Here is a 15199-nt window from a genome sequence, read left to right as displayed (position 1 = left end):
TGGCATGGCGGTTGCCTATCTGGAAAAGCTCAACGAACAGCAACGCAGGGCGGTGGAGCATGGCGTTGGGCTGGCAGACGGGCACACGGCCGGACCGCTGCTGATCATCGCCGGGGCCGGTTCGGGCAAGACCAATACGCTCGCCCACCGTGTTGCGCATCTGATCGTGAATGGCGCCGATCCCCGCCGCATTCTGCTGATGACGTTTTCCAGACGTGCCGCCACGGAAATGTCGCGGCGGGTCGAGCGTATCTGCAAACACGTTATCGGGGCGAATTCGGCAATCATGACAGACGCGCTGGCCTGGTCCGGCACGTTTCACGGCATCGGTGCGCGCCTGTTGCGCATCTATGCCGAGCAGATCGGGCTCAACATCGATTTCACCATCCACGACCGCGAGGATAGCGCCGACCTGATGAACCTCGCCCGGCACGAGCTGGGTTTTTCCAAAACCGAAAGCCGCTTTCCAACGAAGAGTACGTGTCTTGCGATCTATTCGCGTGTGGTGAATTCCCAGACGCCGCTCAAGGAGATATTGCGCCAGCATTATCCCTGGGTCGCCAACTGGGAGAGCGAACTTAAGGAACTGTTTGCAGCCTATGTGGAGGCCAAGCAGGTCCAGAACGTGCTCGATTATGACGATCTCCTGCTTTACTGGGCCCAGATGGTCAGCGATCCCATCCTTGCGGACGATATCGGCAACCGCTTCGACCATGTGATGGTCGACGAATATCAGGATACCAACCGGCTTCAGGCTTCGGTGCTGATGGCATTGAAGCCCGGTGGCCGCGGGTTGACCGTGGTGGGTGACGATGCGCAGTCGATCTATTCCTTCCGGGCGGCAACGGTGCGAAACATCCTCGATTTTCCGGCTTCCTTCAGCCCGGCTGCCGACATCATCACGCTTGACCGCAACTATCGCTCGACTCAGCCGATCCTTGCGGCCGCCAACGGCGTCATCGATCTGGCGCGCGAGCGGTTCACCAAGAACCTCTGGACCGAGCGGCAATCGCTGGAGCGCCCGAAACTCGTGACGGTAAAGGACGAAACCGAGCAGGCGAATTTCATCATCGACCAGATTCTCGCCAACCGCGAAACCGGCATGACGCTGAAACAGCAGGCCGTGCTGTTCCGCACCTCCAGCCATAGCGGCCCGATCGAGGTGGAACTGACCCGCCGCAACATCCCCTTCGTCAAATTCGGCGGCCTGAAATTCCTCGACAGCGCCCATGTGAAGGACATGCTGGCCGTGTTGCGCTTCGCGCAGAACCCGCGCGACCGCGTCGCCGGTTTCCGGCTGCTGCAGATGCTGCCCGGCATCGGACCGAAGAAGGCCGGCAATATTCTCGATGCGATTGCGACAGACCCCGAGCCGCTGCTTGCCCTTGCCGAAATTCCGCCGCCGCCGAAGACGGGCGACGACTGGACAGCCTTCACGCAAATGCTGGTGGGCCTGCGACAGGCGCCGAACGACTGGCCGGGCCAGATCGGGCAGGCGCGATTGTGGTACGAACCGCATCTGGAACGCATCCATGAGGATGCGGACACCCGCAAGGCCGATTTGCTCCAGCTCGAGCAGATCGCCGGCGGCTACCCCTCACGCGAGCGCTTTTTGACCGAGCTGACGCTCGATCCGCCGGACGCCACCAGCGATCAGGCCGGCGTGCCGCTACTTGACGAGGACTATCTCAGCCTCTCCACCATCCATTCGGCAAAAGGCCAGGAATGGCGCTCCGTCTTCATCCTGAATGTGGTCGATGGCTGCATTCCCTCCGATCTCGGGGTCGGCACCACCCAGGAACTGGAGGAGGAACGCCGGCTGCTTTATGTCGCCATGACGCGCGCCAAGGACAGTCTCGCGCTGATCACGCCGCAACGCTTCTTCACCGGCGGGCAGAACCAGCAGGGCGACAGGCATGTCTACGCCGCAAGAACCCGCCTCATCCCGGCGACATTGCTGCAATTCTTCGAAACGGCAACCTGGCCACTGGTGTCGGCTGCCGCTTCCGAACGCAGCGCGCAGCAGATCCGCATCGATGTGGGTGCGCGGATGCGCGCCATGTGGAAATAAAAAAGCGGGGCGTTCACCCCGCTCTCATGACTGGCGATTGTTTTCCGCTCGACGCCGTTGTCAGAACTTTACGCTGGCCGTCAGGCTGACATTAAAGGGCTCGCCTACGGCATTTGCATAACTGGTGGAGCCGATGGACGAGGTGTAATAGGTCTTGTCGAAGATGTTCTTCAGATTGAGCTGCAGCGTCACCGGCTTTTCGAACTGAAGCGTGTAGGTGGCGAAGGCGTCGAAGACCGCATAGCCCGGCAGATTGTAGGAATTGTCGTTGATACCCGCGCGCTCACCCACCGCCCGCACACCGCCGCCGATGCGCAGCGTATTGCCGTTCGGACCGACCTCGCCGACATCATAGGCAAGGAAGAGCGAGCCGGTGTGGCGCGCCACATTCGGCAGGCGCTTGCCGGCATAGGTGGGATCCTCAAGCACGAGCGCATCCGTATAGGCATAGCTTGCGATGAGATCGAGATCGTCGGTCAGGCTGCCGGCAATATCGACCTCGACACCGCGCGAACGGACGAGGCCGGCGGCCTTCACCGTCGAGACGCCGCCGACATCTTCCGAATAGGCGACATTGCGCTTGCGAGCGTTGAACAGGGCGATATTGGCGTTGAGCCCGGCGAAAAGATCGAACTTCGCGCCCACTTCATAAGAAATGCCCTCTTCCGGATCGAGCCCGCCATAATAGGCGCCGATGGATGATTGCGGACGGAAGGTTTTCGCCACATTGGCGTAAAGCGAGGCATTCGGAGTGAGCTTGTAGACGAGGCCGGCATTGGGAATGAGTTCGCCGCCATCCTTCTCGGTATTGACGACGAAGGGACGGCCCTTGCCAGCATAGATGTCGTAATACTGGTAACGCAAGCCGCCGACCGCGATCCATTGATCGTTAAGATGCAGGGCGTCCTGCATATAGATCGAGGCGGTGGAAAGCTCTTCCGTCTGGTCGCTGTCGACCGCCCTTACCGTGGTGCAGACCGGCAAGCGGCCATAGACGGGATTGTTGACATTGAAATTCGTGGAATTCGCGCATCGCAGCATGTCGGTGCGCAGGGTGTCGCTGTAATCGTAGGACACGCCGAACAGCAGGTCGTTGCGCAGCCCGCCGATTTCGGCCTCGCCCGTCAGATCCGCCCGCAGCGCGTGATTGTAGATCGTCGAATATTGCGTCGCATCGGCCCGGCGCGTCACCTGCCCGGTGCGGGAATTATAGCCCATCACGCGCGCCTGATTGTCCGAATACTCGTTGCGGCTATAGGCGTAGTTCAGCGACAGTTTCCAGTCATCGGAGAGTTGGCGGTCTATGGCGATGCTCGCCAGATCGGATTTGCCGTCCGTGATATTATAGGCTTCATCGAGGCGCAGGCGGCGGCTGACATTGATCGCCCTGCCGGTCGCCGGATCGAAGATCGTGCCGCGATCGAAAGGCACGCTGTAGTCCTCATGCATATAGGAAACCGTGATGTCGGTGTCCTCGCCGCTCCATTTCAGCGATGGTGCGATCAGCCAGTTCTTCTTCTCACCGAAATTACGCCAATAATCGCTGTTTTCCCCCTCGCCGATCAGGCGATAGGAAAAATCCGTGCCCGCAATCGGGCCGGTCACATCGAAACCGCCTGATGTGCCATACTTGCCCGCCCCATAGGCGGAAAAGCGCGAATAGGCCTCCGCCGTGAATGTGTCCTCCGGCTTCTTCGTCACGACATTCACCATGCCGCCGGGATCGAGAATGCCGTAAAGCGTGGAGGCCGGGCCTTTCAGCACTTCCACCCGCTCGACCGTATCGTTGAAGGAATGCGGCAGGGCCGTCTTCAGCCCGTTGACGAGAATGGAGCCGTCTCGATTATCGCCGAAACCACGGCGGATGACGGCATCCTGCGTACCGCCGAGCGTATTTGCCTGGGTGACGCCGCTGACATTGGCCAGCGCTTCATCCAGCGAGCGCGCCTGCTGGTCGCGCAGCACCTCGGCCGTCACCACATTGACCGATTGCGGAATGTCGAGGAGCGGCGTTTCGGTGCGTGTCGCCGTGCCCGTCGTCACCGGCTGATAACCGCGCGCACCTTTTTTGACATCGGCATTGACGGTTATGGTTTCGAGCACCGTCGTTCCATCAGCATTTTTCTTCGGTGCCGCACTCTCCTGCGCATAAGCAGGCAGGGCGACCCCGGCCAGAAGAAACGCCAGCAGCGCCCGCGAGCGCACCCCAATGATCATCGAACCGTCATGCATCCTGTCTTGTCCCCGGCTGTCCCAAATCGTCATCGCGACGATGCACCGCTCTTTCAATTGATGAATGTAGTAGTCAACTTTATTTCCGCTTCAGCGCGGCAAAACGTCGGTACCGAAGGCTGCATTCGCGCTTCATGGCGTGTCATTTCAGCCCATGACAGCCGCTTTTTGTTCAAATCGACCGGCAAAAACCGCATTTTTGAACGCTATATACTTGACTACTACAGTCATCAATAATTCTGGTGGCAACGCATTCAGACGGTGACGAATTTGAACGACGGCATGAGACCCATAAGCACGAATACAGGCCTTGCGGCGCAGGCAATCGAGCTTGCCTATGGCGACACGCCGGTGCTTGCGGATATGTCCATCGATGTCGCGCCGAACCGCTTCACCGTTCTGCTTGGCCCAAACGGCTCTGGAAAATCCACGCTTCTCAGCGCGCTTGCCCGCCTGCACCGGCCCGCACGGGGCCATATTCTTCTCAACGGCAGCGATATCTTCCGTCACCCGACCAAGGAGGTGGCGAAAAAGCTCGGCATGCTGGCGCAGCAGAACCATACGCCGGAAGGGCTTTCGGTTTTCGACCTCGTCTCCCGCGGCCGTTACCCGCATCAGGGATTTCTGAAGCAATGGAGCGAGGAAGACGCCCGCGCGGTGGAAGAGGCGCTTTCCGTGACCGGCATGTCCGAACTGGCGGAAAGAGCGGTCGACAGCCTTTCCGGCGGCCAGCGCCAGCGCGCCTGGATCGCCATGGCGCTGGCCCAGCAGACGGATATAATTCTTCTCGACGAGCCGACGACCTTTCTCGATCTGCACCACCAGATAGAGGTGCTGGACATGCTGGCGGGCCTCGTCAGCCGCCACAACCGCACGATCGTGGCGGTGCTGCATGACATCAATCTTGCCCTGCAATATGCCGATCACCTGATTTTCCTTAAGGACGGGCAGCTGCGGCACCGGCTGGAAACGGCGGCGGCCTGCGATGCCGGCATCATTGCCGACGTATTCGATATGGCAGTTGCCCAGCTCACGCATCCGGTGACGGCGCGGCCGGTATTTCTTCCCCTGCCCGGACGGGCCGGCGCGGCATGAACCTTACCGGCACCAGCAGCGCAAGCACCCTTGCCCTTAGAGAGCGAGCCTATGGCCGCACGCTCACCGCAACGCTTCTCCTGCTGCTCACCATGCTGCTTCTGGTGCTGGCGCATATGGCCACCGGCCCGCGCCCCATCGCGCCGCACGTTCTGCAAGACCTGATATTCGCCTATGACGCCCGCAATTTCGACCAGCAGGTTTTGATGCGCTTGCGCCTGCCGCGTCTGCTGGCTGCACTGCAGGCCGGGGCCTGCCTTGGAACAGCGGGGCTTCTGCTGCAAACCCTGCTTCGAAATCCACTTGGCGAGCCGCATATTCTGGGCTTGAATGCCGGGGCAAGCCTCGCTGTCGTTCTCGCGACAGTGATGCCGCTCGGGCTGATCGCAACGCCGCTGTTCCGCCCATTGCTGGCGGCGACGGGCGCGGGCATCAGCTTCTCGCTCGTGCTTCTCCTTGCTTCCGCCGGACGGCAGGGGCTGACACCGGCAAAACTCGTCTTTTGCGGCATTGCGCTTTCCACGCTTGCCGCAACCCTCACCTCCGCCATCCTCATTCTCAATGAAGAAACATTGCAGCAGATGCGTTTCTGGCTGGTGGGCGATACGGCCGGCGTTTCGATCACAACCATCGCCACCGCCCTACCCGCGGCCGCGATCGCGCTTATCCTCGCTTTCGCCGTCGCCCCCCGGCTCGATCTTCTGGGGCTGGGCGACAGCACTGCCGCAGCGCTCGGCGTGCCGGTCCGTTCGACCCGGCTTCTGGCGCTTGTCTCCATATCGCTGTTCTGCGGCGCGGCCATCGCCGTCGTCGGTCCCATCGGCTTCGTCGGTCTGGTGGTGCCGCCGCTCGTCGCGCGCCTGAAAACGGGGCGGCTTCTGCTTGCCATACCCATCGCAGCACTCGGCGGCGCGGTTCTGTTGATCGCCGCCGATCTCGCCGCCCGCCTCATTCTCCTGCCGAAAGAACTGCCCACGGGCGCAATGACCGGCTTTGTCGGCGCGCCGGTGTTTCTCTGGCTGGTGCGCAGGGTGCTGAAATGAACCGTTACCGGGTTGTCCGACTGGGGCGCTTCTCCGTCCGCGTCATGCCGTCGCGGCTCATCATTCTGCTGGCGCTTTTCCTCTGCCTCATGCTTGTCGCCCTGTGGTCACTCACCGCCGGTAGCCAGCATATTCCCACCACCGCCCTGTGGTCGCTTGTCATTGCAAACAACACCGATCCCGCCATGACCGACGCGGTCGTGGTTCTCGACTTCCGGCTCTCGCGTCTGGCGCTTGCGATGGTTGCCGGGGCCATGCTCGGCATTGCCGGCGCCATCATGCAGGCCACGACCCGCAACGGCCTTGCCGATCCCGGCCTGCTCGGCGTGCGCGAAGGCGCATCCCTTGCCGTGCTGGGCTGCCTGTTCCTGCTGCCTTCCCTGCCGGTCATGTTGCGCCCCGTTGCGGGCATTGCCGGCGGCATGGCAAGTGCCGCAATCGTTCTGATGCTCTCCGGCGCAACCTCGCGCCTGCGCTTCGTGCTGACCGGCATCGGCTTTTCATGGTTTTTATCAGCTTTGCTGCTTATCCTCATGGCATCGCTCGATATTCGCAATTTGCAGACAGCGATGATCTGGATGACTGGCAACCTGCAGGGCGCTAGCTGGACCGCCGTTTCAATCCTCTCCGTCATCCTCGTCATCGCCCTTGGCCTTCTGCTCCTGACGGCGCGCGCCGCCGACGTGCAGGCGCTCGGCGATCATGCGGCGACGACGCTCGGCGTTCATAACCGCCTCCTTTCGGTGCTTCATGTCACGCTTGCCGTCAGCCTCACCGCATCCTGCGTTTCCTTCACCGGCAGCATCGGTTTTGTCGGCCTGATCGGGCCGCATATCGCCCGGCTTCTGTTGCCCGGCGGCTCCTATCCCGGGCTTGTCATAGGTGCAGGCCTGACAGGCGCAATTCTGGTCGCAGCATCCGACACCATCGCCCGAACCGCCTTTTCACCTCTGGAGCTGCCGACCGGTCTCGTTCTTTCCGCCGTCGGCGCACCCACGCTGCTTGCTCTTCTCTGGTTTCACCGGCATCGCCTATAGGTCCCCCATGCGCAAAACACTTCTCGCCCTTCTTCCGGCCGCCGCTTTTCTCCTCGGCACAGCCACCGCTCAAGCCGAAGAGACCAGCCGAAGCTTTACCGACGACCTCGGCCGCAGCGTTTCCATTCCTGCAAAGCCGAAACGCATCGTGACACTGCACGATATAGACCTCACCATTCCGCTGATCGAGCTGGGCGTGACGCCGGTGGGCAGCCACGGCCGCATGGGAGCGGACGGCAAACCCTATCTGCGCTCCAGCGCCATTCTGACCGGTGTTGATTTCGACAATAGCGACATCGCCTATATCGGCTCCATCAATGCCGATCTGGAGGCGATTATCGCCCTCAAGCCCGATCTCATCCTGACCGAGCCTGACCGCCCCACACCCGTTGAAAAACTGGCGCAGATTGCCCCCACCGTCGCCATCGACAATACCAAAGACGGCGCACCGCATATTTACAAAATGCTGGCCGAACTCACCGGCACGCAGGAGCGGCTGGCCGTGCTGGACCGGCGCTATCGCGCGCAGATCGAGGCGCTGAAGGCTTCGGTCGATACCGGCGCCATCACGGTTTCGGTGTTCCAGCCGCTCAACGGCAAGATCAGCGTCTACCACACCTATCGCGCACTCGGGCGCGTGCTGCGGGACGCGGGGTTTCGTTTCCCCGCCATCATCGACGCCATTCCGGATGGCGACCGTATCGAGATCAGCGCCGAACGGCTGCCGGAACTCGATGCCGATATCATCTTCGATCCCTATCGCTCCGATACCGGCGCTTCGCCGCAGGCGGAAATCGACATGATGGAAGCCGTGATGCCGGGTTTTTGCAATTTTCTTCAGGCCTGCCGCAACGGCCGTTACATCCTCCTGCCGCGCGAGGAAGCGATTTCCAACTCCTATGCCGCGCTCAGTCTCATGGTCTCCGCCGTCCAGTCGCATTTGACGGTGCGGCCGGCGCACGAAAAGTGACGGCAACGACCACTACGGACAAAAGCGCTTGCCTCCCGGCTTGGCGCGCTGCTAATTCGTGAAGAAGAGTAGAAAACTCAGCTTCACGGAAGAATTCATGTCGGCTGGCGAAACGCATACATCAAGGCTTCGGCGCACCGACCGTTTCGGCGAGCAGCTGCGCAAGCGCCGCGACCGCCTGTCGCCGGGCCTGCTTGCCGTTGCCGAATATATTGACGGCCACCGCCATGCCGTTCTCGCCAAATCGGCGCTGGAAATCGGCTTCGAGACCAATACATCCGATGCTACCGTCATCCGCGCCATACAGGCGCTCGGTTTTCAGGGGCTGGTCGATCTCAAGGAAACGCTGGAGGCCTATCTGGGCGTGACGGATTCGCCCGTCGAAAAAATGGCGGCGACGACAAAATCCATATCGGGTAACTGCGATGCGGCGATAGATTTCGTGCTCGACAATCAAAAAAACACGCTGGAGATGCTTTCAAGCGCAGAAAACCGCGAAGCCATGGCCGCGGCCGTGCGGCTTCTCTCGCAAGCGCGCGGCATCGGCGTGCTCGGCATCGGCGCCTCCGGCATCATCGCCACCTATGCGGCAAGGCTGTTCCAACGCTCGGGCGTCCATTCCTATGCGCTCAACGCCACCGGCATCGCGCTTGCAGAGCAGTTGCTCGAGCTTGAAAACGGCCACGTCCTCATCATGCTCCTGCACGGCCGCGCCCACCGCGAAGCCCAGACCGCCATAGCCGAGGCCGGCCGCCTCGACATCCCGATCATCATGCTGCTCGGCCAGGAAGACAGCGTGCTAAAAAAACACGCCAACGCCAGCCTCTTCCTGCCCCGCGCCAAAAACGAAGGCGTGGCACTGCACGCCCCCACCTTCATCGCCATGGAAACCATGGCCCTTGCCCTCTCCGCCGCCTGCCCAGAGCGAAGCCTTGAGACGCTGGAGCGGCTAGTGGAACTGAGGACGTCGATCAGGCCGCATAAGCGGTTATAAGAGCAGTTTTATTTGGCAATCTGTTGGCCGCCATAGACTTGCACCGAGAACGGATTGAACTGACGGGGATGCCCCCTTTCGTCCGGCATCGGCGTATGATGCCTGCCTAGCGCCATTGTGGCGCTCACGGAGGGAAGGCAGATGACACAGGTGCATATCCTTGCGATCGACCTCGCGAAGCGGAGCTTCCAAGTCTGTGGAACGGATCGCGGCGGGGCGGTTCTATTCAACTGGGTCCTATCACGGGCTCGTTTACAGCAGTTTTAAGCGAGCAGTCGTCTTGCATCGTTGCTATGGAAGCCTGCACCACCAGCCATTTCTGGGGCCGGTTTGCTCAAAATCGCGACGACGACGTGCGGCTGATCCCGCCGATTTACGTGAAGCCGTTCGTCAAACGTCAGAAGAATGACGCAGCCGATGCGGCCGCGATCGCGGGGGCCGCGCTGCGCCCGAACATACACTAGGTTGCGGTCAAGAGCACCGAGCATCAGGCAAGAGCGGTGGCGTTTCGGACCCATCAATGTTTTGTGCGCCAACGTACCCAACTCATCAATGCACTGCGCGGTCATCTGGCGGAGTTCGGAATAGTCATTGCCCAAGGCCCTGCCAATCTCAGTGCGGTTGCAGGCATGCTGGCCGATGAGGCCATTGATCTGCCTGACACTGTTCGGGAGATTGACCGGCTTTATCTGGACCAGATTGGGTTGCTCACCGAAAAGATCGATGAGCTGAGCCTCAAGCTTCGCGAGGCGACGACATCGAACGCCGAGATGCGCCGGCTCTGCACCGTTCCCGGAGTTGGCCCTGTGACCGCCGGCGCGATCCTCGCCTTTGCACCTGACCTTCATACTTTCAAGAGCGGCAGGAACTTCGCCGCCTGGCTCGGTCTCGTCCCAAGGCAGCATTCAACGGGTGGGAAGACCCGCCTTGGTGGTGTCAGCAAGATGGGACAGACCGATATTCGCAGGTTGCTGGTTGTCGGAGCCATGAGCATTGTTCGATGGATCGTCCATAAGGGCGTCTTTCCCGACAACTGGCTCGGGCATATGCTCGGCCGGAAACCGAAAATGGTTGCCGCCGTCGCGCTGGCCAATAAGATGCCGCGCATCATATGGGCCATGATGATAAGGGAGCAGAATTACAGAATGGCGCGATCCGCTGCCTTTCTCGAAAGGCAACGGGGGTAATGCCTGCGGCGTTAAGCCCCGGTGAGAAGATCGACTGACGGAACGATGCGGAAAGGACTTCAATGTTCAGAATGGGGTAAACCAGTCCCGGGGCTCGAGCCAACCAAGCTCTCTGAACCGATGTGGATCCTATTCTTCGAACTACATCCCGGCCCGTGGCTAATCAGGCCACATCGAGAGGCCCGACACACGACCGATAGAATTCCTCGTCCGCAAACATTCGTCAGAAAATTCTTCTTGCCAAACCGGGGCATCCACACACGCCACATCGTTTAGCATCCGGTACCTTTCCAGACATCTCCCTAAAACTGATGAAACAACGTTCACTACACGTCGTTCGGTAAGAATGCACAAGGGAGAACTACCAATTCCAACTCCAAACGCAGCGTCCCATCGACACTCTCTATCAAGATATCATAAAGTCCCTCATTGGATGGTACTTTAATCATGAGGTTTGTCCTACTGTGTAATTTCTGCACATCATTGCGTCCATCAATAATTATATTCCCACTTTGACTGATACAGTAGACAAAGTCTTGTTCATCTCGGATGCGCATCGGTATGAAAACCCAAATTCCTCTCAGCGCATAAATCCGAACCCCGTCTGCCTCCAATCCTGCATCAGAAAGAGAAACAGAAACCACAGAATCTACAAAATTCTCACAAAACATTCTTTGAAAATGGTACAAATTATATTCATGTGCTTTTTTTAATATTATTTTTTCAGAATTAATACCTCCAAAATCGGAATAATAGTTGAGAAAGGTAACACGATCACTAAACCAATTAGGCATCCATGACGCAAAATTAGCTGGCCAATTCAAGACTGTAGATTGTTTGGCTTCAATGGCAAACGGGTACCTGTGAATCGCTATATTAAAATAAGTAGCCCACTCATCAAGGTTTCTACCCACAATATACTTAAGTTCGTTAGCTATCTCCATAGCCCACTTCGATTTGACAATCTGCGGACGATGAGCCGCAAAGCCATCATTGTTATAGCCAAAGTCATTAAGTATAGCGCCGGTATACCATTGCCCGCGATCAAAAGACGTTATACCAAATGAACTAGACTTCCATTCCGAGATGCTATCGTAATATCGATAAGCTTGATACTTACCCTCCTTTAAGAATTCCTCGGGCGCGATAGCCGAAATAAGAATAGCGTCATCATCACATGCCAAAAATACATCATAGTCTTTATACAGGCGCTTATAAAAAACATTTCGAAGAGTATAATTACGCTCCTGATGATCCTCTGGCATACTGATCCCGGCCTCAGCCAGCAACTCCTCTTCATTAAAAATCTCGTATTTCACCTTGAAATTATTGAGGATTATCTCGAATTCCGACGCAAATTTTTCCGACGTCAGAACCGAAACAGTACCAAAGGGGAAATTCCAATTCAAAAAAGATTCTATGGATTTCGAAAAATTGCTCGGATGAATGCTAATATAAACGAGCGGTATCTTTTCAGGAAGGTCAGAGGCAGACTGCCAATGATCTTCTATTGTGGAGTATATGAGTTTAGCGGCTGCACTCCAACTTTGACTTACGTCAGCAGACCTTTCATCACCGCGCAGAGATGGACTCTTGACCTCCAAAGCGAGCACTATCTTCAACTGTCGAAGAAAGCTGGTTTCTTCTTCCAGCTGAAATATTACGCCATTGCCAGCACTAAGCGCCTCGGGAAGAGCCCCGCCATTACTGACTAGAACACGACAACCTCTTGCCAATCCCTCTAAAACAGGCAAACCGTACCCTTCATAGAAGGACGGAACGATAAGCGCCGAAGCATTTAAATAAAGGTCCTCAAGAATTTGGTCATCAGCATTATTGAGCCAAATCAATTTATCAGAACTTTCATTCAGATATTCCAAGCGCTCAAAAAAACTCTGGCTTTCCCATCCTCGCTTCCCTACAATTATGACTTTGTATCCAAGTTCTGAAATAGCATCAATATTATCCAGGACAAGTTTGTAGTTTTTTCTTGGCTCTACAGTGCCAACGCAAAGTACATATGGGGTCTTATACAGATGATTTCCTACAACATTATCGACGACACTCTGACGGGATCCAAAATGATATCCCATCTCAATGACTTTAGTCGTCGGAATCCGAATATTCATACTGGCGCATAATTTATCCAGATCCTCACACACGACTCGAGATATGCAGAACATTACATCCACATATGTAGTGACAGCCGCAAAATGTTCAGCGTAGCGCAGTACTGTCGTGGGATGCGAAAACTGCGGGAACAATATTGGCGCTGCATCATAATGAATGGCGAAAATAATAACACCATTCTTTTTTAGTTCGTAATATAGGCTGGATCGAGAGAGCGAATCCCCCCAAGATCCATCAACATCAAAAAATATGTCTCCCTTGGAAAACTCAACTTTTTCCGATGAGCATTTCTCGCAAGATTGTATTTCATCAATATTTTCAATTAAAAAATAACAGTCATTCTCCTTATTATAATAACAATAATTAACATCAACTAGATCTTCTAGCGCAAAGGATATATTTCGTACGACCCTTTGGATTCCCGTACGAGCTTTAGTGTCAATAGTGTTCGAGACGTCAATATAAATATTTCCACGAGATGAATCACTGTTGTTCTTGAAATTTCCGTGAAAACTACGACGGCCGTGCAGTCGTGCTTCAACCGAATTTGAAAGCGCCACACTCCTATCCAGTGCAGTTTGTCGATCAAACTCTTGCGTAGACCAAGCGGTTAAAGCTCCAGCGTCTGGAATTCTACGCAAATGTCTCCAATATAAAGCATAGCATAGCTCCCTTGAGGACAATTTTTCAAAATACTCATCCTCCTCTAATGGCATTCCAGCAGACGCGAGCGCCATACTTTTTAACGCATCCGTTGAAAGATTTTTCAGATCATGACCATCATAGGCTGAATTTTGAAGGCGATTAAATATATTTAAATACACCAAATCCAAAGTCTCAATATACTTCACCGCTTTTCTCCATACATACCTATAAACATTCGCGCCTTGTCGTAGGTTAGCGAGGCATTTCTAAAAACAACATCGCCATAATTCTTCTGATCAACACCAATTCCTTTGCCGTCATAGTTTTTTGCGATGCAATCCACGTCGAAATCTTTTTGAGGTTTTGCTACTTTTGATTGAGGATCATTTTCTCTTTCTATCGGAGCCGTCAACGCTATCGAAGGAGATTCGAGAGCAACTAGGTTTGCAGAGTCTTGGGGCGATTGTTGGCGGCTTGGCCAAGGCATGGATTGATACTGCGGGCTATCCATCCATCGACGAAAGACACGATGAGGACGATTATCTGACTTCAGCACCCAACTGCGAAACATACCGCGGGGCTTTCCATTTGCGTGAAACAAAAGACGCCTCACCGCTCTCCTTGGCATCCCTGAGCTATGCAGAAGCAAGCGCGCATAGGCCGGCTCATTAATACGTGTTTGAAGAGCCGTTACCGCGCTCCGCAAATGCGAAGCGCCAGCTTCCAAGGCGCCTGTTTTTTCGGAAAGTGCAGTTGTGATTTCTCTCCTGAATGTTGCGATCTCATCCCGCAAAGCATCGGCCTCACACCGCAAGTCAGAAACCTCAGAATTCAAATTTTCTGTTTGGACAACCAAAGCTGATGAGGTTGCCTTCAGCGCATCGGCCTCACACCGCAAATCAGAAACCTCGGAATTCAAATTTTCCGTTTGGACAACCAAAGCTGATGAGGTTGCCTTCAGCGCATCTGTCTGTGCGGCAAAAGCCGCGTCGAACCGACGAACACCGCCCAATAAGTCAAGTCCCAAACGAAGTTCAAATGCGGAATCAAGTTCGTGTGCTAGCGGTCCTGCGACCTGAGCCACAACGGCATAATCAAGAGAAACGGTCGTCAAGACGCTTTCAAAGTTGATTTCCGTCTCCGCCCTCCTCTCTGCTCCTTGAAGGCGCAGTATTATGTTTCTAAAAAAACCTGTATGCTCGGCTAAGAAGCTCGTAAGCAGAGGCGGGAGCGGTTTTCTATGGGTGGGGTCCAGATGGAAATTTACCAACCCAACAATTAGGTTTTCGGGATTAGGTGTTTCAAGAATCATAATGCCGCCCGGACGAAGAACGCGGCGGGCGTTGGCAATGAGTTCTCGCAGATCATCAAATGATATGTGCTCAATCAGATGGAAAGCTGACACAACTGCTAATGTGCCATCAGGAACTGCACGAAGAGCTTCCAAGCAATCCATGTTTTCAACTGCCAATCCTCGCTTTCGCGCCGCCGATAGCATATTTTCGTCGAGATCGACACCTCGCGCATCCAGCCCTACATCACCAGCCAGTTCCAGCCATTCACCTCGCCCGCAGCCAAGGTCTAGCAATCGAGCGTCAGATTGCGCGGCCAAAGGCCTTAAAAAGGCTTCATAAACGCGCAAGCGCTCTCGAATTACAGCCGGATCGCCTCGAAAGCGAGCCTCAAAGTCCAAATAGAATGTGTCCGCCATTTCCCATCCGTCTTGTGTTATTCGAATACCCTCCTACAATTTGCAACGGTGCTGAATCAGAGATAGCATTCCACTTCAGGAAAT

General features: G+C 56.1%; 9 protein-coding genes and 1 pseudogene. 7 read left to right on the top strand and 3 right to left on the bottom strand.

Annotation, left to right across the window (positions count from 1 at the left end; translation table 11 throughout):
- Positions 1 to 4 precede the first annotated feature (4 nt).
- Positions 5 to 2071: an ATP-dependent helicase gene (locus CFBP4996_RS24345; RefSeq protein WP_080853489.1), complete on the top strand. Its 2067-nt coding sequence runs from the start codon at positions 5 to 7 to the stop codon at positions 2069 to 2071.
- Positions 2072 to 2131: 60 nt separating this feature from the next.
- Here CFBP4996_RS24345 and CFBP4996_RS24340 read toward each other — a convergent pair whose 3' ends face one another.
- On the bottom strand, positions 2132 to 4303 hold the full coding sequence (locus CFBP4996_RS24340) for a TonB-dependent siderophore receptor (RefSeq protein WP_080853490.1): 2172 nt from the start codon (positions 4301 to 4303) through the stop codon (positions 2132 to 2134).
- 282 nt (positions 4304 to 4585) lie between these two features.
- Between CFBP4996_RS24340 and CFBP4996_RS24335 the strand changes: the two genes are divergently transcribed.
- The 6 genes and pseudogenes from CFBP4996_RS24335 (at position 4586) to CFBP4996_RS24310 (ending at position 10629) form a co-directional block, all read left to right on the top strand.
- Complete coding sequence (locus tag CFBP4996_RS24335; RefSeq protein ID WP_170988591.1) at positions 4586 to 5398, top strand: ABC transporter ATP-binding protein; 813 nt, start codon at positions 4586 to 4588, stop codon at positions 5396 to 5398.
- Positions 5395 to 6441: a FecCD family ABC transporter permease gene (locus tag CFBP4996_RS24330; RefSeq protein WP_080853492.1), complete on the top strand. Its 1047-nt coding sequence runs from the start codon at positions 5395 to 5397 to the stop codon at positions 6439 to 6441. Before CFBP4996_RS24335 ends, CFBP4996_RS24330 begins: the two co-directional genes overlap by 4 nt.
- Entirely contained in the window at positions 6438 to 7478 is a 1041-nt protein-coding gene (locus tag CFBP4996_RS24325) for a FecCD family ABC transporter permease (RefSeq protein WP_080853493.1), read from the top strand. Before CFBP4996_RS24330 ends, CFBP4996_RS24325 begins: the two co-directional genes overlap by 4 nt.
- 7 nt (positions 7479 to 7485) lie before the next feature.
- Positions 7486 to 8448, top strand: a complete 963-nt coding sequence (locus CFBP4996_RS24320) for an ABC transporter substrate-binding protein (protein ID WP_080853494.1) — start codon at positions 7486 to 7488, stop codon at positions 8446 to 8448.
- 97 nt (positions 8449 to 8545) lie between these two features.
- Entirely contained in the window at positions 8546 to 9442 is an 897-nt protein-coding gene (locus tag CFBP4996_RS24315) for a MurR/RpiR family transcriptional regulator (RefSeq protein WP_080853495.1), read from the top strand.
- A gap of 141 nt (positions 9443 to 9583) precedes the next feature.
- Positions 9584 to 10629, top strand: a pseudogene (locus tag CFBP4996_RS24310) (IS110 family RNA-guided transposase).
- Positions 10630 to 10955: 326 nt separating this feature from the next.
- On the opposite strand, the gene CFBP4996_RS24305 reads toward CFBP4996_RS24310, so the two are convergent.
- Complete coding sequence (locus tag CFBP4996_RS24305; RefSeq protein ID WP_080853496.1) at positions 10956 to 13610, bottom strand: glycosyltransferase; 2655 nt, start codon at positions 13608 to 13610, stop codon at positions 10956 to 10958.
- The gene (locus CFBP4996_RS24300; protein ID WP_080853497.1) at positions 13607 to 15115 is read right to left on the bottom strand and encodes a class I SAM-dependent methyltransferase; all 1509 of its coding nucleotides are present in this window, start codon (positions 15113 to 15115) and stop codon (positions 13607 to 13609) included. The genes CFBP4996_RS24305 and CFBP4996_RS24300 overlap by 4 nt, the downstream gene beginning before the upstream one ends.
- Positions 15116 to 15199 lie beyond the last annotated feature (84 nt).

It is taken from the genome of Agrobacterium leguminum (assembly GCF_005144435.2).
Classification (GTDB): Bacteria; Pseudomonadota; Alphaproteobacteria; order Rhizobiales; family Rhizobiaceae; genus Agrobacterium; species Agrobacterium leguminum.
The sequence above is the reverse complement of the archived record's forward strand: the minus strand, read 5'-3'. Positions and strand labels throughout refer to the sequence as shown.